Raw genomic sequence first — 24,742 nt, forward strand, 5'->3', positions numbered from 1 at the left:
GACCCGTTTACGGGTGAGCCAGTAAAATAGGCAAAAGAAAAGCCCCCGAGTAGGGGGCAGCCAGTGGTAATAGAGTGGTTGTCAGATCATTCAATGCCCTCTTTAGAGGGCTACCACTAGAGAAAGACCCTTATAGGGTCAGAGCAAACCACCCGTTCTACGGGTGGTTATGATTGTGTAAATAGATATGATAGTGGCAGTGGGCATAAGGAGTAGTAGTGTGAAGGGTAGATATATAAAAAAAGGTGTTGCCTTAGGGATGCTTCTAGCAGTGGCTAGTACATCGATGACTATGGCGATGGAGGCACGTATTCGTTCCGTGAATCAAGACACACATCAAGTGGTTGATATTATAGAAGGGGCACCGCCAGTTACGATATGGGAAGGCCTCACTACTGAGGGAAGACCTGGTCGGATACAAGTAGAGTTACAACGAGAAGGCGAGGGGTATAAGCTAATATATTCTGGCGAGGTAGAAGGGCGGAGTCATATAACATCATATTCCTTCTCTTTGTCGAGAGAACGGTTGATTGGGAGTCCGTTGGGAGGTGTACGAATAATAGCGGAGGGGACTGGTAAACTTCTTGCAACAGATCCTACGCTAAACCTGAGTTATAACAATAAATTTTGGATTCAGCCTACGTGGTATGATGACAGTAGTGATTTTGCTAAGGCCAGTCGCTATCGCTTAGACCAACGTCCTTCCTATAGGGTGCCAGTAACAGATACCCATTCCGTATGGGTCACGTATCATGAGAATCGATTAGATAAATTATATAATGGACCTAAGAAAAAAAAGGGTGGCTATAGTGTATATAGAAAAAGTGAAGATATGAAGATCGTACGGGTGGGTCTGGATCGTATAAAATCTGACACGATGACTCAAGGTATTTATGTCCTCTATGGATCCGATCGCACTAAGTATTATAAAAAGACAAAATATGATGATCAGATTAGGCTCCTTAGAAATGACGGTGGGATACATATGGCGAATAGTCGCACCACGATGTATGGACTTGGTATACATCAAACGAAGAGGTGGACACAGGGAACGTATTATGATGCGTATCTACAAGGTGCCATAATGCGTCGCCATGTGTGGACCGTGAATGAAGGGGTGTATAATACACAAACATCAGATAATCATGCCCATCATTGGGATGCCTCATTAGAAGTGGGACATACATTTACGGTGAATAAACGGATATCGATACAACCTGAATTACAGTATACCTATAGTGACTATCATCAAAGTGGATATACAGATAGTTTGGAACACTCTGTTGCGGCGGTGCATAAAACCTATGGGGAAGCAAGACTGGGGGTAAAAACGACCTATGGCCCTCTATATGTGGCGGTGAACCGCTACATGACGCACGATGCAGGGCAAAACTACGCTTGCTGGGGACACGAAATTGGTGTTGATACATCGTTGCCACATGATATACACGTGCATGCCGTGTGGGCACGTCGACAGAATACAGATACTCATAAAAATCAAAAATCTATATCCTTAGCAGTGGAAAAGAAATTTTAATAGATCCATTGTCTGTTGATAGGCGTAGAGAAAACGATAGGGAATAGAGAGATAGTATACTATCGTTCATAGATAATAGTATATCTGGGAATAGGATGTTCTTTCCTAGACGATCCTTAGTTGTATCTAACCATAGATGTACACATATAAAAAGATGCTCTTAGGAACTAGACCTACAAGACGTTGTAAGACCTAGCAGCTAGAGCATCTTTTTTAGTGGTTTCTTATTTTACAATGGTATCCATTGCCATCATATCGTCGAGAGAAGCCATATGCATACATGCATGGTAGGTGGCTTGTAACATGTGTACCATTAATAAAGCTCCCGTTCCTTCACCTACTGCCATATGAGCATGAAGAGGTATTTGACTCGGGGTAATGCCAACACGAGATAGGGCTAAGATCATAGCTTTTTCCCGTGACATATGCGATGGAAGAGCATATTGTGATACGGTAGGACATATGGTTTGCGCACAGACAAGGGCAACGGCTGTTGTAAACCCATCAATGACGAAAGGAACTTTCGCCCGCGCACAAGTAGAGTTCAGAATGCACAAGATCTCATGGATCGCTATGGTATACAAGTGTCTATCTATAACAAAGCACTAGCACAATTGACGTCCTATCCCGTAAAAGAAACGTATCTATATAGTTTACGCTTACATGAAGCAATATTAGTTACCTAGCAATAAATAATTTTTATAACCACATAACTAAATTTCATAATCGGGGGGGGGTAGTTGTTAAAAAATAGTATATAATATGTATATAGAAAATAAGCCACACTATTTTACAGTGTGGCTTATATAGTTGGGTACATAGATATGATAGTGGCAGTGGATATAAGGAGTAGTAGTGTGAAGGGAAGATATATAAAGAAAGGTGTTGCCTTAGGGATTCTTCTAGCAGTGGTTAGTACATCGATGACTATGGCGGCGGAGGCACGTATTCGTGTCGTGAATAAAGATACACAGCAAGTGACTGATATTATAGAAGGGGCACCACCAGTTACGCTAAGGGAAGGTCTCACTACTGAGGGAAGACCTGGTCGGATACAAGCAGAGTTACAACGAGACGGAGATGGGTATAAGTTAATAGTTTCTGGTGAGGTAGAAGGCCGTAGTGAGCTAAACTCTTGGATTCGACATCTATCAAGAGAAAAGCTTATAGGTAGCATACTTTGGGATGATTTATGGTGTTATGATAGTAAGACTGGTAAACGTCTTATGACGGATCCTTCACGAGCCATAAGTTATGACAATAAAATTTGGATTATGCCTACGTGGTATGATGATAGCAGTGATTTTGCTAAGGCCAGTCGCTATCGCTTAGACCAACGTCCTTCCTATAGGGTGCCAGTAACAGATAGCCATTTTGTATGGGTCACGTATGATAAGAATCGATTAGATACACTATATAATGGGTCTAAGAAAAAAAAAGGTGGCTATAATGTATATAATAAAAGTGAGAATATAAAGATAGTACGGGTGGGCCTGGATCGTATAAAATCTGACACGATGACTCAAGGTATTTATGTCCTCTATGGAGCCGATCGCACTAAGTATTATAAAAAGACAATATTGGATGATCAGATTCGATTCCTTAGAAATGACGGTGGGATACACGTAGCGAATAGTCGCACCACGATGTATGGGCTTGGTATACATCAAACGAAGCGGTGGAAACAGGGAACGTATTATGATGCGTATCTACAAGGCGCTATGATGCGCCGCCATGTGTGGACTGTGAATGAAGGGGTATATTATACACAAACATCGGATAATCGTGCCCATCATTGGGATGCCTCACTAGAGGTGGGACATACAATTAAGGTGAATAAACGGATATCGATACAACCTGAGTTACAGTATACCTATAGTGACTATCATCAAAGTGCATACACAGATAGTTTAAAGCACCCTGTTGCGGCGGTGCATAAAACCTATGGGGAAGCAAGACTGGGGGTAAAAGCGACCTATGGCCCTCTACATGTGGCGGTGAACCGCTATATGACGCACGATGCAGGGGAAAACTACGCTTGTTGGGGGCACGAAATTGGCATTGATACATCCTTGCCACATGATATACAGGTACATGCCGTATGGGCACGTCGACAAAATACAGACACCCATAAAAATCAAAAATCTGTATCGATAGCGGTGGAAAAGAAATTTTAATAGATCCATTGTCTGTCGATAGGCGTAGAGAAAACGATAGGGAATAGGGAGATTCGTAGCTACCTTTCATAGGTAATCGTGTATCTGGGGATAGGATGTTCTTTCCTAAACGATGCTTAGTTGTATCTACCCATAGATATGCATATATAAAAAGATGCTCTTAGAACTAGACCTTACGAGAATTTGTAAGACCTAGCCCGCTAGAGCATCTTTTTTGTATGTTTTATATGTTTTATTTGACAACGGTATCCATTGCCATCATATCGTCGAGGGAAGCCATATGCATACATGCATGGTAGGTGGCTTGTAACATTTGGACCATTAATAAAGCCCCCGTTCCTTCACCCACTGCCATATGAGCATGAAGTGGTACTTGACTTGGGGTAATGCCAACACGAGATAGAGCTAAGATCATAGCTTTTTCCCGTGATATATGCGATGGAATAGCATATTGTGATACGGTAGGGCATATGGTTTGGGCACAGACCAAGGCAACGGCTGTTGTAAAACCATCAATGACGAAAGGAACTTTCGCCCGCGCACAAGTTACCATGGCAGCGGTTAAGGCGACGAGGTCAAATCCGCCAAGTCGTTGTAAAATACATTCCGTAGAATTTAACTTTCCTTTGTGGAATGCTAGTGCATCGGCTACGACACGTTGATATTTGGCGACCGATTCTTCATCATTGCCAGCCATATCATCCACAGTCATTGATGAAGGCTCACCAGTCAAAGCGGATAGTACGGCCGCACTGGCTACGGTGTTTCCCATACCGATTTCACCAAAAGATAGCAAATTAATTTCCTTAAAATTGCGATTAATAAGGGTTGTTATCAGTTTATTTACTTGTTCATACACGTATTGATATGCATCGACAGTCATGGCAGGTTCTTCTAAGAAGTTAGCACTACCTCGTTGAAACTTGCAATCAACGCCAACGGCTTTATGGCTATTTAAACCTACATCAACAATTTCATAGGGAATATGAGAGAAGGTAGCCAATTGTGTAGCTGCTGATTTTTGTTGTAACATTGTTTTAGCTTGTAGTCGTGTTAATTTAGGATTACAACCAACAATACCTGCTTTAGCAATACCATGGTCAGCAGCAAATATGACATGAAGTGGATTAATGCGATCGTGCATGCATCCCCAAATATGAGTTAGACGTATGAAATAGTCTTCCCAAACTCCAAAACTATGAGGTCTAATACAACGAGAACTGATTTGTTCTTCTCCGGTAAGCATAGGACCAGCTTGTTTCGTTTGTGTATTTTGATTCATAGGGCACCTCCAATAGGATAGATTATATATTGATATATGTATACATATACCTATGTATATATCTATTATATGCTTCTTTTACTTTGAAAGCTAGTTACTTCATTGAAGGATTCTTACTATCAAGATGATGCATCATCCGAGCGGTGATACGTTCGTGAGGGATGAACACAGAATATATGAGTCTGGTTGCATCATAGTCACAAGAGGAGTAATTAGCTTTATAAACCTTAGGCGTCATATCATTTATGGGATAGAGGAAGCATTCCTTTTTTCTTACAAGCAGAAATGATAATAATTGCTAATATAGTCCCGCCAGCGGTGCTAATAAAAAAGGGAGGAATAAATCCTAAGAGAGCGGCTTTTTGATTACCTAGGACATACGATGCGATTGGATAGGCAGCCAATCCACCAATAATAGATGTGCCTACTAATTCACCAACATAGGCAAAAGGGAGTTTTTTCGTATATTTGTATAATAGACCCGATAGTAGGGCTCCGCACATACTACCTGGAAAGGCAAATACGGTTCCTAGACCTAATAGGTTTCGCAAGAGAGACGCAATAAAAGCAGCACCTACGGCATAACTAGGACCGAGTATGACAGCAGTTATAATATTGATAAGATGTTGCACCGGTGCACATTTAGAACCAAGTATGGGGAATGAAAAGGTAGATCCTATAATGGCAATGGCAGAAAGGACACCCGTTAGTACGAGCTTGGTCGTTTGTGATAAACGGCGGTTAGATGTATTATGCTCTTTCACGACGATCGCATCCTTTCTTAATGCTTTGTAAGATAAGAACGATAAGGGCGGTGAGTACTATAGCTGGTAAGGTAGAACCAAGTACAAATTCTGTGGCTAAGAAATAGCGATAGATGATAAATCCGATTACCCATGATAGCATATTTACAACATTAATAGGTTTAGTATAGGCCTTGCCATTGAGTAGGTAGTCCATGATTAATACGGCTGTCATAGGAGCAAATACAGAACCGATAGCATATAAGAAATTAGTGATATCGTCCATAGGGAATATCATAGCGGCAATGGTGCCAATAATAGTAGTTATTCCGGCTAAATACATACCTCGTATACGCGGACTGAGTGCTTCGCCAGACACGCCAGCTGAATAGGCATCGAGGAAGGTGGTAGTAACCGTTGAAAATATAACGATTAATAAACCAGCCAATCCAAGACCAGCAGTACTCATAATAACGGCAATATCAGTTACTCCTGTATAGATAGCGGCACACATACCAATGCAATACATAAACGTACTAGTAAGAGAATAGATGATAACGCTGACTACCGTTGCTTTTACAGGCTCCTTCGCATGGTGTGTATAATCGCTGATCAATGGTAACCAAGAAAGGGGCATGGCTATTGATAATTCGATGGCCATGCTAAATGCTAAGGAATCATCAGTTACAGTAGGCATAATTGTTTGATTGGCAATTAGACCACATAATACGAGGGTTAAAGCAAATAACATGCCCATGGCGGTACCATTTATTTTCGTAAAGTTGGTGAGACCAATGCGCAACCAACCTAAAATACAAAGGCCGATAATACAAGCCCAAACAGGTTGAGTTAGATTGATAATGCTGTTAGCGGATAGAGAACCATCATAAATCATGATGGATGTCCAACCAATTAATTGGATAATGTTTAGAATGATGAATAAAAGGCTACCTGAGGTACCGAAAGCATCTTTTACCGTTTCCATAGCGGTTTTTCCTTTTTTGGCACCAATATAACCAGCTCCAAAGAGGATACCACCACCGATAATGTGACCAATGATGATGGCGAGGAGGCCTTTTTCAATGCCAAGTGGTGAAAAATAAGTACCTGTTAATATTTCGGCAATTGAAACGGCTGCACCAAACCAGATTAAGCCGTTTGATAATAATGTTGTTCGTTCTGTCGATTGTTTCATAAAAACTCCTTATTGATTAGTATATGGTTGTGTGTGAATTAATCCAGCTCCATGATCCATAGGACCACTACCATGACCTATATCCATCATGGCAGATAGGGTTAGTGAAATATAGTCTTTAGCGCGTTGTACGGCACTAGGAATGTCATAGCCCTTCGCTAAATTAGCGGCAATGGCACTTGATAAGGTACAACCTGTACCATGGGTATTATTATTCTTGATACGCTTGCCCGTAAACCAAGTATAGTCGTTTGGAGAGATATATAATAAATCATTCGCATCGTTAATGCGATGACCACCCTTTACAAGGACTGCACAGTGATAGGTGTTGTAGATAGTAGACGCTGCTTGTAGCATATCATCGCCACAGGTAATAGAAATGTGAGATAATGTTTCCGCTTCCGGTATATTAGGCGTTACTAGGGTGGCTAGCGGTAATAATGTATTGACCAAAGTTTCGATAGCATCCTCGTCAATTAATCGAGCACCACTAGTAGCAATCATCACGGGATCTACGACAATATTAGTGGCTTTATAATGTCGTAATTTTTCAGCAATGACTGTGATTAGCTCCTTGTTAGATAGCATGCCAGTTTTTATAGATTTTGGTGGAATGTCTGTAAAAATAGCATCTAATTGAGCCGCCATAAAATCGGGCGTCACATTAGAAATCGCACTTACCCCCATCGTATTTTGTGCGGTGAGAGACGTGATGGCGCTCATACCATATACGTGATGAGCTAGCATAGTCTTAAGATCGGCTTGTATACCTGCACCACCACTACAATCACTACCAGCAATGGTGAGCGCTGTTACGGTGTTTACTAACCGATGTGCTATCGTGGCTACTTGACGCGTTTTTGTATATATCTCATCTATAGTGCTAGAACTGTTAAAAATAGCACCAATCATAGCAAAACCGGCCATACCACGCCCATCTAAGAGGGACATGTTGTCTTTCGTAATACCGCCAATCGCTACTACGGGAATAGGCACAGCACGACAAATCGATTCGAATATATCATGACTCATACGGGTAGTATCTTTCTTGGTGTCTGTAGCAAATACTGCACCGGATCCAATATAATCAGCACCCTCTTCATAGGCTAATTCGGCTTGTGCGATTGTTTTGGCAGTAACGCCGATAATAGCATTATCGCCGAGAATGGAGCGCGCTTCACGTAAAGGCATGTCATCTTGTCCAATGTGTACACCATCTGCTTGTATTTCTTTAGCTAGTGCTACATTGTCATCAATTATGAAAGGCACTTTATATTGACGGCATAGAGCTTGTACTTGTAATGCTTCCTCTTTTACTTGTGATAGAGGGATTTCTTTACGTCGTAATTGAATCATAGTTGCACCACCACGAATGGCTGCTTCTACTTGATTGAGTAAAGCACTACCTGTCGGTTCGTGGGGAGGTGTAATTGCATACACCGTTAGGTGAGAACGTGTTAGTTTCATAATCGGTTATATGATACATAGATGTATCATAGGCTCCTTTCTATACTACAAATAATAGGTGAATGAATGCCCATACTAGCACTAAGCTCCTGGCCTATAAGGGTGGTGTGCGTTCACGGTTATAGGATAGGTAGTTAATGTAGAAAGACATATAGAAGAGAGACATATAAAAAAGGAAACCTAGTAGGTTTCCTTTTTATAAATACGGCATGGGTATGACTTGATATGTACTACCGTCATATAGCATACAATGTATATCATCGTCAGTATATGTTGTCGCCGTATATATTGCTAGTATATCCCTACGTTGGCATTATCCAAATCAGGTTATGGGTTAAAGCGAGTAGCTTACTCTCAGCCCGAACATTCGAGCACCCCGTTGTCTAATTTACATATCATAGTTTATTACTATGATATAGTTAATTTTATCATAAAATATGGGAAAATTAAACTGTTGATACCTATGTAATCGAAAGAGTTATCTGGAGTAGTTAACATATGTGACACAGAATCCGAATGATGTATGTAAACAGTACTCTTCTATATATTTATTAGGTAATATAAATACCAATACTTTTTGGGCTATGATAGTATATCTACTACATATTGTACTGTGCTTACAAGCATTATGAGTTGTGAACGTTCTTTTGTAAAATCGTTTTCCATCAACCTTGTGACATCATTCTAAAATAGGATGGATTATGTGTTAGAAGAATACATAGTCTAGTAGGCATTTAATATATGCTAAGGCTAGTAAGATTTTTATATTTTAGGTAACAAATTAGCTGGATTCGGCAATAAACTAGCCTTTTTTTTGTATTTATGATGTTGATCCGGTACATAGACACGCAAGAATTTTGGCAATACTTCTAATTCAACAGGCATATCAGGACCTCGGTCGCCATCCATATTGGTAGGGAGATCATTGACTTCATTTAATAATTGGATATGCGCTTTTTTGACGGTTATAATATCTACATACCGGGAATTATAAATACTACCACTGATAACCAATGGAAATATGCGGAGAATATCAAGAATAAAGTATTCTTTAAAAATAATAATGCGCATAAAGCCATCATCAACGGTGGCAGTAGGCATAAATTTTTCAAAACTGGATACACAATTCGTTAATAGGGCTAACACCAATGGTGATTTGACGACAAAGTCTTTGTCGTCTGTTATGATGCGATAATTAAAGCTTTTATTGTTTAATAAAGCTTGTCCACCTCGGGCAAAATAGGCAAGAGGACCTAAAATACTTTTTTCCTTAGGTGTTACCTCTTCTACTACTTTAGGTATGATACCTGCCGCAATATTGTTGCAAAAATATTTATCATTGCAACGACCAATATCAATGTGGCGAATTACACTATGGCTTAAGGCATGGATAGCAGCTAGCGGTGAACGGGGAATTTCTAGGGCACGGGACATATCGTTTACAGTACCCACAGGAATAAAGCCGAAGTTAATGTCACCACCAGCTTGTGCAATGCCATTTACTGTTTCATTAACCGTTCCATCACCGCCCATACAAAAGACAGCATCGTAGTGATTTTCTGTAGCGGCTTTAGCAAAGCGAGTGGCATCTAATTCACCAGCAGTAAATTTCACTTCTGTGTGATCAAATAGGCTAGTTAATTGTAATTGCAAGTCCATCATATAGCGACGGGCAGCGCCTCCACCAGAGGAAGGATTTATGATGACTAAACAACGACTCATATATAATACTCCTAGTTATAAATCAAAATTGACAGTGTATAAAGCACCTCGTATAATTAATCTATCTTATATTATAACTGTATTTGTTCTTGAATAAAAGAGAAGATGTTAGAAAATATACTAGCTTCTTATGAAAGACAATATAGTTAGTAGTTAGGATTTACTAGCTAGTAGTTATATAACATGATTTGAGGAATATTGCATATGGATAAGCATGAAGAGTATCATTTGAAGCCCATTGATTCTATTGGAAGATTGCCATTGAGTGAACAAGTATATATCACATTAAAGCAAGCTGTATTACGAGGAGAATTAAAACCGCAAGTTAAATTAAATGAAGTGAAAATCGCAGAGCAATTACAAGTGAGTGCTACGCCTGTGAGAGAAGCGTTTCGAAAACTTGCTAAAGATAATTTAGTAGTTATAAAACCTTGGAAAGGTGTAACGGTTAAGGGGTATACACCAGAAGAAATTATTGCTATGTATCAGTGTCGTGAGGTTATGGAGGGGCTTGGAGCTAGATTATGTGCCTTGTATGCGACAGATGAGCAAATTCGTGAGTTAGAAGAGGTGTGTGACGAAGGACGGCGTGAGAAAGATCCAGAAGAAAGAGTAGCGATTAATAGTCGTTTTCACTCATTGATAGCGATGTTATCTGGTAATGAACGAGTGGCGGACTATTTATCAGATTTTAGAGAAATGGTGAATCGTGATATGTATATTAGTACTATGGATTTGGAACGCAGCTTGGAATGTGACAAGGAACATGATGCCATTATGGAAGCGATTCGTCAGCATGATGGAGAGGTAGCAGAGCAACAGATGAGAAACCATATTCGAAATGCTTTTGTATTTAAAAAAGCGCATGCTGATTTACGAGCAAAAAAATTTGGAGAAAATAGTAATTTATAGTGAGAATTTTTATTCATTGGCCGTGGGAAATAGGTTTTTATGATGGGGTGTATCATTCATGATAGTATATAGAAGCGTTAGATAGCAATATAATGGTGCATCATTAAATAAATTAATAAAGGATTTTTTAAATCAATCCCCTATAATAGAGGGTATAGGGTTTATAAATCTATTGAACTTCTATTTACAAGAAGGTTGTTATTTTCTATAATTTATGCAAGGTAGTGAGTATATCTCATACCTTGGGGCATCCCCCAAAGCCCCATAACATTTGAATTAGATTCAAATGTTCTCTCTCTCTTTTTTCTCAAACACAAAAGCCTCGGCTCCGGCCGAGGCTTTTGTGTTTGGAATTCTATTTGTCGGTAGTAGACGATGTGATAGTTTTTATTATCATCGATGTATAATAATGATATAATAAACTCTTACAGAGGCATCACAAATACATCTGTAATGTAGGTGATTTTTGTTGTCTACCAACTAGAGGAATATTGCTCGTATCGTAGGAAGATAAGCGCTGATAGCGACGTAAATCACTGGCTTCTACTCGTAATAATTGATAGGTTTCTACGCCTAATGCATAGGCAATTTGATAGAGTATTTCTAAGGATACACCTTCAATATGTCGCCCGTTTTCTAATTTACCTAAATAACTTGCACTAATACCAGCACGATAGGCTAGTTGTTTTTGTGTTAATCCATTAGCAGTGCGCAGTACGGTAATTTTATGACCAATAGCGTGTAATAAAATTTGACAAGTATAAGCTGTGTAGTCCAAGATAATCACTCCCTCATAGTAGTTATTCATAGCTACTTTTACTATATACATCGTGTACCTATTCAATTACGAATATATATTACATATAGTATAGAGTAAATTTGATTAATATGCTACATAAAATTTATAAAATACTATAAATTAGTAAAGAATTGTGAAAACTCTAGAAAGGACAGGATGATGAAATTATTAATGATTGCCATAGGCGGCGCATTGGGTGCCATTTGTCGTGTATATGGAAGTGATTGGATACAGCAACGAAGCTATTATGGAATCCCTTGTGGAACCATTGCGGTTAATTTATTGGGGGCCCTATTAATTGGATTGTGTTTAGGCTATATGTCAGCACGGCCAGATATGCCGGTATGGGTGAAATTTTTAGTTGTATCCGGCGGGTTAGGAGGTTTTACTACATTTTCTACCTGTATGTATGAGGCTATAGAATTAGTTATGGTAGGGCAGTACCTACATGCAGCTTGTTATATAGGTATACAATTCATTGCAGGGCTTGTATTATGCTTTATAGGGATAAGTATTAGTAAATTGTTGGTGTGAAAGTATGTTATCGAGGCTCATGATATCATATAATAGAGGTAAGATACTTGTATGGAGCATTCATTCAGTACAGCTTTTAGTAAAAACTATGACGAGTGAGCCTTATAAAGAATTTACGTCAATAGTGATAGTATGATAGAAAGGATAAACTGTGAAACAAATCGATATAAAAGATGCAATTGGACAAGCATTGTGTCATGATATTGTACGTATTGTAATTGGTACTGTAAAAGAACGTGCTTTTAAGCGGGGGCATATTATTCGTGAAGAAGATATAGAGGAATTATTGGCACTTGGTAAAGAGCATGTATTTGTTATGGAACCAGGTGATGAAAATTTATTGCATGAAGAAGATGTGGCCTATGCATTATATGATTTGGCAGCAGGTGATTATATGCATAATACCTTAGTGAATCAAGGTAAAGTGGAAGCGATTGCTGATATAGATGGCATGTTGCAAGTTGATGTAGAACGATTAAGAGCGATTAACTCTATTGGACAATTGACCATCGTTACAAAACTAAATCATAGAGCTGTTAAAAAGGGAGAATTGATTGCAGGTATGCGCTGTATTCCTTTGTTGCTTGATAAACGAGAGGTAGAAGCGGCACAAGCAATTGCTAAGAATCAACCTATTTTACAAGTGAAGCCCTTCGTCATAAAAACTGTAGGGATTGTTACGACTGGTACAGAAGTGTATACAGGCCGCATTGCGGATGCATTTACGCCGATTATTGAAAAACGTATGGCTCCGTATGGCATGAAGAAGGTGGCACATATTATTGTGCCAGATGATACGAATGAAATTGTAAAAGCCATAGAGACTATGAAAACAGCTGGTGTAGATATTATTTTTTGTACTGGTGGTATGAGTGTAGATCCTGATGATTTAACGCCAGGTGCGATTTCTCGTTCTGCCGAAACGGTTGTTACCTATGGCTTACCAGTCTTACCAGGATCCATGGTGTGTATTGCCTATACGAGTAGCGGAACTCCTATCGTAGGATTACCAGGGGGCGTATTATTTAGCGAACCTACTGCATTCGATGTGTTATTACCACGATTAGCTGCTAATGATAGAATTACAAAAGAAGATTGTATTGCCATGGGACATGGTGGACTATTATAAGTACATAGATAACAAGTAATTATACGCCTGTTTAGTAGATTGCTGTTTGATGTTAGATGAAACGTAACAATAATAAAAGACTATCCATATCCTTTTTGCCATCTATCTTATGTAGATGGACTGTAGAAAGGTGTATGGATAGTCTTTTTTAGTAAACGATATAAACAGAGGAACATTGATATTGAACTGCATTTTGAAAATGGATTCAACGTTGTGCTGCAGTGCATACTTTTAAATCGACGGTCCTCTATTTTATATGAGGCTATTTAGTTACAGACCTTGTATTGTCGTAGATTGTAGCATACTAGCTTCATTTATCACTATCATGTGACTTATAACAAATTATTTTTTAAATACATGTTTTGCAATCTTTTGGACTGCTGGTGCCAATAGAAGGGCTACGATAATACCGACACCACTAGTGATGAAAGTAGCAGGCAAACGAGTGGCAGCGACGGCGATGCTATCTAATACAATGGCCCAAGCAATAAAGTAACCAATAGCTGTAATAATAGCACCTACTATGGTGGCTAGTAAAATTTTACCTCGACTTACGATTGGATAATTTTGTGCTGATGGATACATGCCTACAGTGAGTACACCAACAGCCACGCCAGCCAATCCTTTTATGATAATAGAAAATAATGTATACGATGTATGACCGCTGATTAGGTCAAATATACCTGATCCGATGGCACCAGCCAAGCCAGCATACATGCCACCAAAAGCGGCGGCAATGGTAAACAGAGCGGCCGATCCTAGATGAGTCATGCCACCAGTAGGTAAGGGAAATAGTATAAATGTAGCAACAATACAAATAGCGCTTAATAAACCGATATATATTATATCTTTTGTAGACAACTTCATTTCAATCACTCCTAATTACGTATATAGTCAATTGCTTATCATAGTATATTTTTTTATTCTTTTAGTCAATACAGTATTAGTTTGATGTTTATAGCATATTCACATATACGTTTACGAAACTGTAGCTCTTCGGTTATGATACATGTCATAAGAAGGTTTCTCCTTTGAAATAATGATTCGGTTTAGTCAGCTGCATTGATTATCACAGAGAGTGTTCTTTTTTTATTTGTCACAAATGTATTATACTCGTACATCCTTTTAAAATAATGATTCAGTTTAGTGACCTACATTCATCATAACAGAGTGCATGCTTCTTTTTTGCTTATTTACCACGCATGTGTTATACGCATACAGTATTAGTTGTATTAAGATACTATCTGTAATGGATTAGCTATGGTATGTGGTTTCTTAGTACAGATTAACTCGTATGCCATAGTGATAAGTATTTCATAACTATGGTAATTCGCTAAGCGTAGTAGATCCTCTTAGGAGGATTTTCTGGTACAAGATGTTACTTGTATGGCTAGTAGGGTGTGCTATATCTATATTAGCAGCAGATACAACACTTTTGATTTCTTATTTAGATTACAGTGCGTATAATTGGTTTTATCTTTGTTACGTGTAACGTGCGTTGTATGTGGTACCTATCGTACTAGCTATGATATGCATTAGAATGATTTTTTCCCTAATATAGGGTGAGAGCAACGACGTAAGCTAAGTGTATCAATGATATGAATAGCTTTGTCGATGGAGATATCTTCCCGTTTAGTAGGTGTTTCTAAAATGCATAACGGTGAATCTGTTCCTACTTCTCCTGGTGGTAAATAGATATATTCTTGATTGTGTGGGTCACCAAAAATGTAACCAGCTTGTAAATGTTCAGCATGAATACGACTCATAGAATCTCCTTAAGCGTGAAATTTAAAAAATCGGCAGATACTAGGTGTAACTGCGTATTATGATAGTGACTAGGGATACGGTTGAAAGAGGCACTATCGTGCAAGTGTCCGAAAATGCAATGGTCTACATGATACGTATCCATTAATTCTGTAAATCCACTGGAACTGATTGTATCATTAAATGGGGGATAATGTAACAATAAAATTTTTATTCCTTTTTTTGATGCAAAAGAAGCATCCGTCTCTGAAAGAGTAGCAAGATAGCGGTCCATTTCTTGTAAGGCCGCTTCTGTACGGAGTAATTCACGTTCATAAATATGTTGGTCCCTGTTTATATCAAAAGCGCTATCGCCGGGACAAAGATATCCGCGAGTTCCGCCAAATGCTATATGACCAATACCAGTGGCATGACCTTGAAGAAATGTAATTTCATGGTTAGTGGCGGCAGTCATTTTACTTGTGCTAGACCACCAATAATCATGATTACCACGAATCATGTATTTCATGCCAGGTAGAGCTTGAATCGATTGTAAGTCTTCGAGAGCTTCGGGTAATCGCAAGGCCCAAGAAATATCGCCTACGATGAAAACAATATCATCATTGGTGACGCTTTTTTGCCAAGCTTGTTTGATTTTCTCCCAGTGGTTGGCCCAATGGGGTCCAAAAATATCCATTGGTTTTTTAGGTGGCGTACCAGATAAATGGGTGTCGCCAATAGCAAAAACTTTCATAGAGTTCCTTTCATTGGTATTATAGGTCCCAGTAGGCTTTTAATTCTTCTTGAATGGTAGCAACGCGGCTTTCACAACCTATTTGTGGAATTTTATAGCCAATAAAGAGAGGCGTTGTCACATAACGGGGTATAATTTTAGCATAGTAATAGTCGTCATGCAGATTATAAAAAAAGAAATTATATGATTTGGTATAGGATTTCATGGTGCTTATAATGTATTTGGTAATTTGTTGCATGCGACGACTTAATTTGCTTCTGTTTACAGAATGGGGAAATTGAAGATTGTATTCAAAAAAGCCGATAAGTGGATGCTTTGATAATGTAATTTTTATGGTATCATCTTCTTTTAAGAGCCATCCGTCAAAATGATATGGTTTAATATCTTCACAGTAATCATATGTTTCAAGACCTATAATTTGACTGTGGGGATGACGAATTGAACCACCTGATAAAGGACCATAATTTTTAAAATATAGAACAGATTTAAAGCGACTATCTTTCATAGTTTCAATCCATTTATCCATGGAGAATGAGATAATAGCGGCTGCTTGATGCGGATCATAGGCTGAAAATTCACCGTGACAATCATCGGTTTCAATAATAACTGTAGGCCAAGTATCTTGTAATACGGGATATTTATTTTTTAACCATATCATGGTACCGTTTCTGTCCAATATGTCTGTTAAGTGACTGGTATCACAAAAAGGGCAGGCTATTTTTTCATTACGAATATTGACTGGCTTTCTATAGCCTAGGGCAATATCAAATATTAAAGGTTGATTCATAGATGCCTCACAGATGTATCGTAAATTATAAATGTTTGTAAAGTATAATAAGTATGTAACTATTTATTATTATACCGTAGCTTGTGGGATTCGCCTATTACATATTGTGGATATATAGTAAAAGTGTAGTAGTGAGAAAATTATAGTATAGGTTATGAAAGAGTAGATTCTAGTGTAGATGAGCGTAGATTAGCAATGATTGTATTGTAGGTCTTATAGGATTTACCATATAGAGTGTCATGGTAGCACATATGACTGAATGATATGACCAATCTAGTATATGATGAGATTATATAGTAACATGCTCGATACTTTTACTCAACTACCTATGATGTCGTGGGGGATTGTTATATTTGATATAATGAATAAAGATATATGAATGATGAAGGGAGAACATATGAAACCAACGACATTGTGTTTTGTCATTGATACAGAGAATAGAATTTTATTAGGACGTAAAAAACGTGGGTTTGGTGCTGGTAAATATAATGGCTTTGGAGGAAAAGTTGAAGATGGAGAAAGTTTTGTACAATGTATGATTCGTGAATTACAAGAAGAATCTGGACTTATAGTTAAAGCAGATGCGTTAGAACCAGTGGCATTATTAAACTTTCAATTTCCTCATGACACATCATTAACACATATTGGATATGTGTATCTCATCCGCGATTATGGGGGGACCGTCATAGAAACAGAAGAAATGGAGCCTTGTTGGATACCAATGGACCATATTCCTTATGATTCTATGTGGTCCGGTGATCGAAAATGGGTGCCCAAGATACTGGAAGGGAAAAAATTAGAAGGAATGATACAGTTTGGAGACGATAATGAAACTGTGGTATCTATGGATTTAGTAGAGGTTGATACGGTTATAGATGAAACAGAATTATTACCGCTAGAATGGACAAATCATTTGTTAGATTGGTATGATGTGAATCAACGTGAGTTGCCATGGCGTAATACGGGAGATCCGTATAAAATTTGGGTATCAGAAATCATGTCACAACAGACAAGGATTGAAGCGATGAAACCATATTTTGATAATTGGATGATGCGGTTTCCTACTATGCAGGACTTAGCAGATGCATCAGAAGAAGAGGTGGTTCACGCATGGCAGGGGTTAGGTTATTATAGTCGGGCAAGAAATTTGCGACTAGGCGTACAAGAAGTAGTAGAGCAATATGGCGGTCATGTGCCACGGAATCGAAAGGCTATGGAATCATTAAAAGGAGTTGGTGCCTATACAGCAGGAGCCATATTATCCATGGCGTTTAATCAACGAGAAGCGGCAGTGGATGGCAATGTATTACGTGTATATGCTCGTTTGTATCATATAGAGGACGACATATTATCAACTAAAGGAAGAAAAAGAATTACCTATTTAGTAGAGCAAACGTTACCATATGATCGCCCAGGAGAATTCAATCAAGCCTTAATGGATTTTGGATCCGCTATTTGTATACCACAAAATCCGCGTTGTCATGAGTGTCCCTTATCCGCTGTTTGTATTGCGTATGCACGAGGCGATGCGCCTTCATTGCCTATACGGATTAAAAAGACAAAAGTGATTACAATTTCTATGATGGTAGGATTATTAAAGTGGGGGGACTATTATTTGTTACATAAACGCCCTAATACAGGGCTATTGCGATCTATGTGGGAATTTCCAAGTGTGGAAGAACCAGCTTCTTTTATAGAAGGCGCTAGTCATTTAGAAAATCAAGTTAAAAAATTTGGTTGTACAGTAGTATTGGAGAATGAGTGTATACAAGAACTTACCCATTTATTTTCACATCGCAAATGGATTATGCGTGCATATCGGGGCATAATAACGTTTGAAGGTACATTAGAAAGTTTACAGGCACAATTGCCAGCAGATTGGCAATTGTTAAAAAGGAGCGAATTTGCTGATTATGTATGGGCAGGTCCGCATGGTAAATTAACGACTCTATGTTAATGATTGTAATGCTGAGGTGAATTAAAATGTTGTATAGAAAGGACTATGCATGCAAGCCTATCTAGAGCCTATTATTATAGGCATATTAATTATTCTATTGATACTATTTATTAGTGTATGGTTGTGGGTATGGCAACCAAAACAAAGACTACTACTTGCTGCTACTTGTTGTGCTGTGGGTGGTACGTTGATGATTGGTGTTCATTATTTTATCATGCATCAAACTGATCTATATGGCACTTGGTTGTATGAGGTACTACAAATATGGCGTACAGAATCATATGCGTGGAGCATTGGTATCGTAGTTTCTATTATGGGCTTACTCATAACGATTGCGGTAGAAAAGATTATAAATTATTATAGACCACCCAGGACTGTAACAATAGGAGAGTCTCGGCGTGCCTTATTTAAGAAAATAGGTATCGCTGTACCTGCTGTGACGATTGGTGGTTCTAGTGTAGTTGCTTTTGATGGACAATATCGTATTGAAGTAACCCATCATGAGTTAGCTTTTCCTCGTCTACCACAGTACTTACATAACTATCGATTAGCGCAAATTAGTGATGTTCACATAGGTCCCTGTATTGATTTACAAGAATTTGATCGCATTATGGGCTATGTGTTAGCCGAAAAACCACAGAGATTATTAATTACGGGAGATTTAATTGATACGCTAGAATGGTTGCCTAATTTGTGTGAGCGCATTAATCAACTGGTCCCTCAATTTCCAGATGGAATTGATTATATATTGGGAAATCACGAGCATTTTAGGGATGTAACGCGCGTTACTAGAGCTTTGCGGAATACATCTATGAGGGTGCTGGTTAATGAAAACTATCAATTAAATAAGAATGTTGGTATAGACGATCGACCGGTCTATTTGGCTGGCGTTGATTATAATATGAATCGTAATCGTATTGTTTGCCGACAAGAAATGATGGAACAAGCATTAGCAGGTATTCCAGACGATGCGTTTGTTTTGCTTATGGCCCATCATCCTGAGTTTTTTACAGAGGCTATGAAAAGAAATATACCGATGACATTTAGTGGGCATACTCATGGAGGACAAATTAATATACTGGGAGTTAATGTAGTACCTATTGGAACACCGTATGTGAAAGGTATGTACGTGCATGGTACATCTTGTTGTTATGTTAATCGTGGATCTGGTCATTGGTGGCCTATACGGATTAATTGCCCGCGAGAAATTTCTGTTTTTACATTTCGCTCACAATGATACCATATAGTGCGTGTTAGCCTGATATGGACTCAGAATAATCAAAGTATTCTATGTACATGGTTGATTACGAATAGGTATAGCATTTACTAGTAATTCATACATGGTATGGGGTTAGGAATGCATCCTCCCTATAGCATGAGAAATTTTATGCAGTAGGGTAATCATAAATTACAATTATTATATAAATAGCGATAGCATATATACCAAATACATATTAGGAGGGTATGGTATATATGCTATCGCTTTTGTAGAAATCGATACACAAGTTGAGGTATGAGTGTATCGAGTTGACTATACAATTAGGTAGTGCATAGTCATTTTGTTAGTCTATGAATATGTAGTGGTACATTATTATACGTATCATCTAGGTTGGAGGAGTTGATTACTAGTGATATAGTGTGTGCTGAAAAGAGATATGAAATCAATGAAATAGTGGCGTTAGCACATTACTTCATTTTTACGGCTTGATCAAACTCTTCTTCCGACATAAGTTTTTCTTCGAGAATAATGGATTTAATAGAAGTATCACGTTTGTATGCATCTTTTACTACTTTTGCTGCTTTGTCATAGCCAATGTATGGTGTTAACGCTGTAGCAATTTGTAGTGATTGTTCTACAAAGAATTTTAGTTTTTTAGGAATAAATTCGACTCCATCAATGCATTTTTCAGCGAATGAATTCATTGCATCAGATAATAGACGAGTAGATTCGATAAAATCATAAATCATAATCGGCATATACACATTAAGTTGGAAAGCCCCACTACCAGCACATACTGTCATGGTAGTATTAATACCAAATACTTGAGCACATACCATTGTTAAAGCTTCGCATTGTGTAGGATTTACTTTTCCTGGCATAATGGAGGAACCGGGTTCATTAGCTGGTAATGTCCATTCACCATATCCACAACGAGGACCAGAGCCTAGGAAACGAACATCATTCGCAATTTTAAATAGAGTAGTAGCTAATGTGTTGAGTGCTGCATGAGCTGTCATAATCGCATCTTTTAATGACATGCCTTGGAATTTATTATTTTCAACTCGGAATGGAGCACCGGTTACTTCTGGCAAAATAGCATCCATAGCAGCAAGGTAGCCATTTGGTGTATTCACACCAGTTCCTACCGCAGTACCACCTAAAGGAACATCTAATAAATAATCAGTAGCTTCTACAATAATTTTACGAGCTGTTTTAAGACCTGCTACGAAAGCACTGATTTCTTGATCTACCATAATGAAAGTAGCATCTTGTAAATGTGTACGACCTACTTTTTGTAGTCCTTTACCTTTTTCTTGAAGCTTTTCAAAGGAGGCAATGAGTCGATCAAGAGCAGGCAACACGCGTTTTTCTATTTCAAAATAGGAAGCGATATGCATTGCTGTAGGGAATGTATCGTTAGTACTTTGACCACGGTTTACATCATCATTAGGATGTAATGGAATGGATTCGTTAATCTGTTTTGCTCGATGAGCAATTACTTCATTCACATTCATATTAGTTTGTGTACCCGAACCTGTTTGGAATACACAAAGAGGAAATTCTTCATCCCATTTGCCAGCTAGAATTTCATCTACTACTTGTGCAATGAGTTTTGCTTTTTCTTCACTAATGGCGCCACAAATTGCATTTGTTTTAGCACACGCCTTTTTGACTAAAGCGAGGGCCTTAATTTGTTCCAATGGCATGCAATGAGTGCCAATTTTAAAATTGTTAAATGAACGTTGTGTTTGAGGACCGTAAATACGTGCTGCGTCGACTTCGACAGGGCCCATAGAATCATATTCAGTGCGAGTTTCCATGATAATACCTCCTCAATTAATAATAAAATGATAATAAATATCAATTACAAATTATATTATAAAGGAAATTTATAAAAAAGTCATCATGAAATTTATAATAATTTTCATTTAGATTGACTAACAAAAATAAATTAAAGAATATCCATTAGAGATAATCAAATGTATATACTAAAAAAACATTTTTTTCTTGTGCTTTATCGTGAAAAAGGGTAAAATTAATCTATCCTTATCTCGTATATTAAAAGGGGGTATTTTAAGTGAAACATGATTTTATGAGTCATGAACTGCGATTGCCAGAACTTACATTACGTGGAATGCTATTAGGTATTTTAATTACTATTGTATTTACTGCATCTAACGTATATTTAGGTTTGAAGGTGGGATTGACATTTTCATCATCAATTCCAGCTGCTATTATTTCTATGGCCATTTTACGGTTTTTTAAAGATTCTAATGTATTAGAAAATAATATGGTACAAACGCAGGCTTCAGCAGCGGGGACATTGTCTGCTGTTATTTTTGTATTGCCAGGTTTACTAATGTTAGGGTATTGGCAAGGGTTTCCATTTTGGCAAACATTTTTACTATGTACTTGCGGTGGATGCCTAGGCGTGTTATTTACAATTCCATTACGCCGCGCGATGGTTGTCAATAGTGATCTTCCATATCCAGAAGGACGAGCAGCTGCAGAAATTTTGAAAGTAGGTAGCCATTCTGCTACTAATGCTGGAAAATCCTCTGGCATGAAGGAAATAGTGAGTGGCGGTGTCGTAGCAGGACTTATTAATTTATGTACATCTGGATTTCATGCACTTGCTGATTCTGCTAGTTTTTGGTTTCAAGCAGGAAAAGGTATTACACAATTCCCTCTAGGATTTTCTACAGCATTGCTTGGTGCAGGATATTTGATTGGTATTGCTAGTGGGATTGCTATTTTAGTTGGTATGATCATTGCATGGGGAGGATTTGTACCATACTTAACTAGTGTATTACCGATGGATGGTGATAGTACTACTAAATTTGCCATGGGTGTTTGGAAATCAAAGGTCCGTTTTATCGGTGCTGGTACTATTGCTATTGCCGCTATTTGGACATTAATTAAATTAGTCAAACCAATTGTAGAAGGAATGAAAATTTCTGTACATAATATGGGCATGAGCGGTGATGAACGCATTACACATCGCATGGATACAGATATGAAAGCTAGTACGATTGCCGTTGTATTCCTTGCCATTATGATTGGATTAATTTTTACATTTTACTCTTTCGTTAGTGCTGTGGATATTAGTAGCTCTTTAATGATTATATTAATTATTTGCGGCGTTATTATTTCTGTGTGTGTAGGATTTTTTGTGGCCGCTGCTTGCGGATATATGGCAGGTTTAATTGGTACTTCTGCTAGTCCAATTTCTGGGATTGGTATTATTGGTATCATTATTTCTTCACTTGTTGTATATGCCATTGCTTCTGCGAACCATTTATTTGCTACGCAAGCAGGCGTTGATTTTGCGACAGCATTGGCGATTTTCATGACTAGTGTAGTTGTATCTATTGCAGCTATTTCGAATGATAACTTACAAGATTTAAAAACTGGACAGTTAGTAGGAGCTACACCATGGAAACAGCAGGTAGCTTTATTGATTGGTAGTGTAGCTGGTTCTTTAGCGATTGCACCAGTGTTAAACTTGTTGTACCAAGCTTACGGATTTACTGGTGCTATGCCACGAGCTAGTATGGATCCAAGCCAAGCATTATCGGCACCACAAGCTACATTGATGACGACGATTGCACAAGGTATTTTTAGTGATAGCATGGATTGGTCGTATATTTTAATCGGCGTAGGTGTAGGTGTTGTTGTTATTTTAGTTGATTTAATATTGAAAAATACGACTGCATCGTTAACATTACCTCCATTGGCAGTAGGTATGGGGATTTATTTACCTCCATCCTTAGAAATGCCATTAGTCATGGGCTCAGTATTGAGCTTCTTTGTTGGTCGTTATATATTACAAAGAGCTAAAGAACGATCCGGTGAAGTCTTAGCTGAAGAAGATGCAGAACAATGTAATCGTCGTGGTGTTTTATTCTCATCGGGATTAATTGTTGGGGAAAGTTTGATGGGCGTTATTATTGCAGTTATCATTGTATTTTCCGTAACATCTGGTGGTAGCGATGCACCATTGGCTATATTTGGCGATGATTTTGCAGATACTAGCAAGTGGTTAGGATTAATCGTATTCGTTCTTATGATGGTGTACATTGCTCGCCTTGTAATTACTACCAAATTTGATAAGGAACAAGCCCTAGCTATTTTGGCAGAACGTAAAGCAAATGAAAATAAATAGGTATTAGTATACAGATAATAGGTATATGTGTATATAGAGAATAATAAGGATGTAAAAGACTGTATGGTAAGTATGTACCATACAGTCTTTTTAGTAGGAAAATGATTCTAATGTGTATGCAAGATAAAAATAGTATCAGAGTAGAGCTGATAGAATGTACTAAAATCACCGATAGGTCTGTTAGAATTATATGAAGCATAACATATATTTAAATACAATATAGTATAGTTGTATTACTCATTACTAAGATATTTCTTTTACATTGCTTATGACAATCAGTAGATTATATACAAAACGATGACATCCTAGATTCCTCGTTGCGGTGATTTCACTATATTTTATAGGATAGGTTACATTACATACTATATAGGAAGATAGCACCTTTGGTGACTATAGGTTGCTCTTTTACTATATCGATTGCTATAATATTATATATATAGAAAGAGTGATTGAGCGTCAGTGTGTAATAATTATCTTAGAATACGACAATCATGACAAAGTGTGCTATCGTAGACATATATAGCACATATGGGGATAGTGGACATTAAGACGTATAGAAACATGTAAATTCTGAATTAGAATAATAGATGCATAGTATAATCGTATAAGAATAGAGG

Annotated in this window: 20 protein-coding genes, 1 pseudogene and 1 riboswitch; of the genes and pseudogenes, 9 read left to right on the plus strand and 12 right to left on the minus strand. The window is 38.0% G+C overall.

The window, feature by feature from the left end:
* The first annotated feature begins 220 nt into the window (after positions 1–220).
* Positions 221–1,537, plus strand: a complete 1,317-nt coding sequence (locus K357_RS0106180) for an autotransporter domain-containing protein (RefSeq protein WP_028257926.1) — start codon at positions 221–223, stop codon at positions 1,535–1,537.
* A gap of 224 nt (positions 1,538–1,761) precedes the next feature.
* Here the strand turns inward: K357_RS0106180 and K357_RS09505 are convergent, their stop codons facing one another.
* Positions 1,762–2,094, minus strand: coding sequence for a nicotinate-nucleotide--dimethylbenzimidazole phosphoribosyltransferase (locus tag K357_RS09505; protein WP_038113740.1), 333 nt, complete (start codon positions 2,092–2,094; stop codon positions 1,762–1,764).
* A gap of 300 nt (positions 2,095–2,394) precedes the next feature.
* Here K357_RS09505 and K357_RS09380 point away from each other — a divergent pair, with 300 nt between their 5' ends.
* A complete protein-coding gene (locus K357_RS09380; protein WP_028257928.1) occupies positions 2,395–3,714 on the plus strand; it encodes an autotransporter domain-containing protein in 1,320 nt (439 codons plus the stop codon).
* 232 nt (positions 3,715–3,946) lie between these two features.
* On the opposite strand, the gene K357_RS0106195 is transcribed toward K357_RS09380, so the two are convergent.
* From K357_RS0106195 to K357_RS0106215, 5 genes are all read right to left on the minus strand, one after another.
* Positions 3,947–4,996, minus strand: a complete 1,050-nt coding sequence (locus tag K357_RS0106195; protein ID WP_051212150.1) for a nicotinate-nucleotide--dimethylbenzimidazole phosphoribosyltransferase — start codon at positions 4,994–4,996, stop codon at positions 3,947–3,949.
* A gap of 239 nt (positions 4,997–5,235) precedes the next feature.
* Positions 5,236–5,760 (minus strand): energy coupling factor transporter S component ThiW, encoded by a 525-nt coding sequence (thiW, locus tag K357_RS0106200; RefSeq protein WP_028257930.1) that lies wholly within the window; start codon positions 5,758–5,760, stop codon positions 5,236–5,238.
* On the minus strand, positions 5,747–6,934 hold the full coding sequence (gene cytX, locus K357_RS0106205) for a putative hydroxymethylpyrimidine transporter CytX (protein ID WP_028257931.1): 1,188 nt from the start codon (positions 6,932–6,934) through the stop codon (positions 5,747–5,749). The genes thiW and cytX overlap by 14 nt, the downstream gene beginning before the upstream one ends.
* A 9-nt stretch (positions 6,935–6,943) precedes the next feature.
* A complete protein-coding gene (gene thiD / locus K357_RS0106210; protein WP_028257932.1) occupies positions 6,944–8,401 on the minus strand; it encodes a bifunctional hydroxymethylpyrimidine kinase/phosphomethylpyrimidine kinase in 1,458 nt (485 codons plus the stop codon).
* A gap of 282 nt (positions 8,402–8,683) precedes the next feature.
* A riboswitch (TPP riboswitch) is annotated at positions 8,684–8,790 on the minus strand.
* Between the two features lie 373 nt (positions 8,791–9,163).
* A complete protein-coding gene (locus K357_RS0106215) occupies positions 9,164–10,123 on the minus strand; it encodes a diacylglycerol/lipid kinase family protein (protein ID WP_028257933.1) in 960 nt (319 codons plus the stop codon).
* 204 nt (positions 10,124–10,327) lie between these two features.
* Between K357_RS0106215 and K357_RS0106220 the strand changes: the two genes are divergently transcribed.
* Positions 10,328–11,035, plus strand: a complete 708-nt coding sequence (locus K357_RS0106220; RefSeq protein ID WP_028257934.1) for a GntR family transcriptional regulator — start codon at positions 10,328–10,330, stop codon at positions 11,033–11,035.
* 436 nt (positions 11,036–11,471) lie between these two features.
* On the opposite strand, the gene K357_RS09385 is transcribed toward K357_RS0106220, so the two are convergent.
* Entirely contained in the window at positions 11,472–11,813 is a 342-nt protein-coding gene (locus K357_RS09385) for a helix-turn-helix domain-containing protein (RefSeq protein WP_162138913.1), read from the minus strand.
* Positions 11,814–11,993: 180 nt separating this feature from the next.
* Here K357_RS09385 and crcB point away from each other — a divergent pair, with 180 nt between their 5' ends.
* Together crcB and K357_RS0106235 are read left to right on the plus strand one after the other, a co-directional pair.
* A complete protein-coding gene (crcB, locus tag K357_RS0106230) occupies positions 11,994–12,368 on the plus strand; it encodes a fluoride efflux transporter CrcB (protein WP_051212153.1) in 375 nt (124 codons plus the stop codon).
* Positions 12,369–12,519: 151 nt separating this feature from the next.
* A complete protein-coding gene (locus tag K357_RS0106235; protein ID WP_028257936.1) occupies positions 12,520–13,497 on the plus strand; it encodes a molybdopterin-binding protein in 978 nt (325 codons plus the stop codon).
* A 342-nt stretch (positions 13,498–13,839) separates the two neighbouring features.
* Here the strand turns inward: K357_RS0106235 and K357_RS0106240 are convergent, their stop codons facing one another.
* The 4 genes from K357_RS0106240 to K357_RS0106255 form a co-directional block, all read right to left on the minus strand.
* The gene (locus K357_RS0106240; protein ID WP_028257937.1) at positions 13,840–14,364 is read right to left on the minus strand and encodes an ECF transporter S component; all 525 of its coding nucleotides are present in this window, start codon (positions 14,362–14,364) and stop codon (positions 13,840–13,842) included.
* Positions 14,365–15,032: 668 nt separating this feature from the next.
* Positions 15,033–15,263: a hypothetical protein gene (locus K357_RS0106245; RefSeq protein WP_028257938.1), complete on the minus strand. Its 231-nt coding sequence runs from the start codon at positions 15,261–15,263 to the stop codon at positions 15,033–15,035.
* Positions 15,260–15,994 (minus strand): metallophosphoesterase, encoded by a 735-nt coding sequence (locus K357_RS0106250; protein ID WP_028257939.1) that lies wholly within the window; start codon positions 15,992–15,994, stop codon positions 15,260–15,262. Before K357_RS0106250 ends, K357_RS0106245 begins: the two co-directional genes overlap by 4 nt.
* A 19-nt stretch (positions 15,995–16,013) precedes the next feature.
* On the minus strand, positions 16,014–16,781 hold the full coding sequence (locus tag K357_RS0106255; protein WP_028257940.1) for a DUF4931 domain-containing protein: 768 nt from the start codon (positions 16,779–16,781) through the stop codon (positions 16,014–16,016).
* Between the two features lie 397 nt (positions 16,782–17,178).
* Here K357_RS0106255 and K357_RS09970 point away from each other — a divergent pair.
* The 3 genes and pseudogenes from K357_RS09970 to K357_RS0106270 all read left to right on the plus strand — a co-directional run.
* Positions 17,179–17,682, plus strand: a pseudogene (locus K357_RS09970) (8-oxo-dGTP diphosphatase); the annotation flags it as partial.
* A gap of 30 nt (positions 17,683–17,712) precedes the next feature.
* On the plus strand, positions 17,713–18,738 hold the full coding sequence (gene mutY / locus K357_RS0106265; RefSeq protein ID WP_414625610.1) for an A/G-specific adenine glycosylase: 1,026 nt from the start codon (positions 17,713–17,715) through the stop codon (positions 18,736–18,738).
* A 49-nt stretch (positions 18,739–18,787) separates the two neighbouring features.
* Complete coding sequence (locus tag K357_RS0106270; protein ID WP_028257941.1) at positions 18,788–19,975, plus strand: metallophosphoesterase; 1,188 nt, start codon at positions 18,788–18,790, stop codon at positions 19,973–19,975.
* A 449-nt stretch (positions 19,976–20,424) separates the two neighbouring features.
* Here K357_RS0106270 and K357_RS0106275 read toward each other — a convergent pair whose 3' ends face one another.
* Positions 20,425–21,780, minus strand: a complete 1,356-nt coding sequence (locus K357_RS0106275; protein WP_028257942.1) for a class II fumarate hydratase — start codon at positions 21,778–21,780, stop codon at positions 20,425–20,427.
* Between the two features lie 257 nt (positions 21,781–22,037).
* Between K357_RS0106275 and K357_RS0106280 the strand changes: the two genes are divergently transcribed.
* A complete protein-coding gene (locus tag K357_RS0106280) occupies positions 22,038–24,125 on the plus strand; it encodes an OPT family oligopeptide transporter (RefSeq protein ID WP_028257943.1) in 2,088 nt (695 codons plus the stop codon).
* Positions 24,126–24,742: the final 617 nt, after the last annotated feature.

This window comes from Veillonella montpellierensis DSM 17217, from assembly GCF_000426745.1.
Lineage (GTDB): Bacteria > Bacillota > Negativicutes > Veillonellales > Veillonellaceae > Veillonella > Veillonella montpellierensis.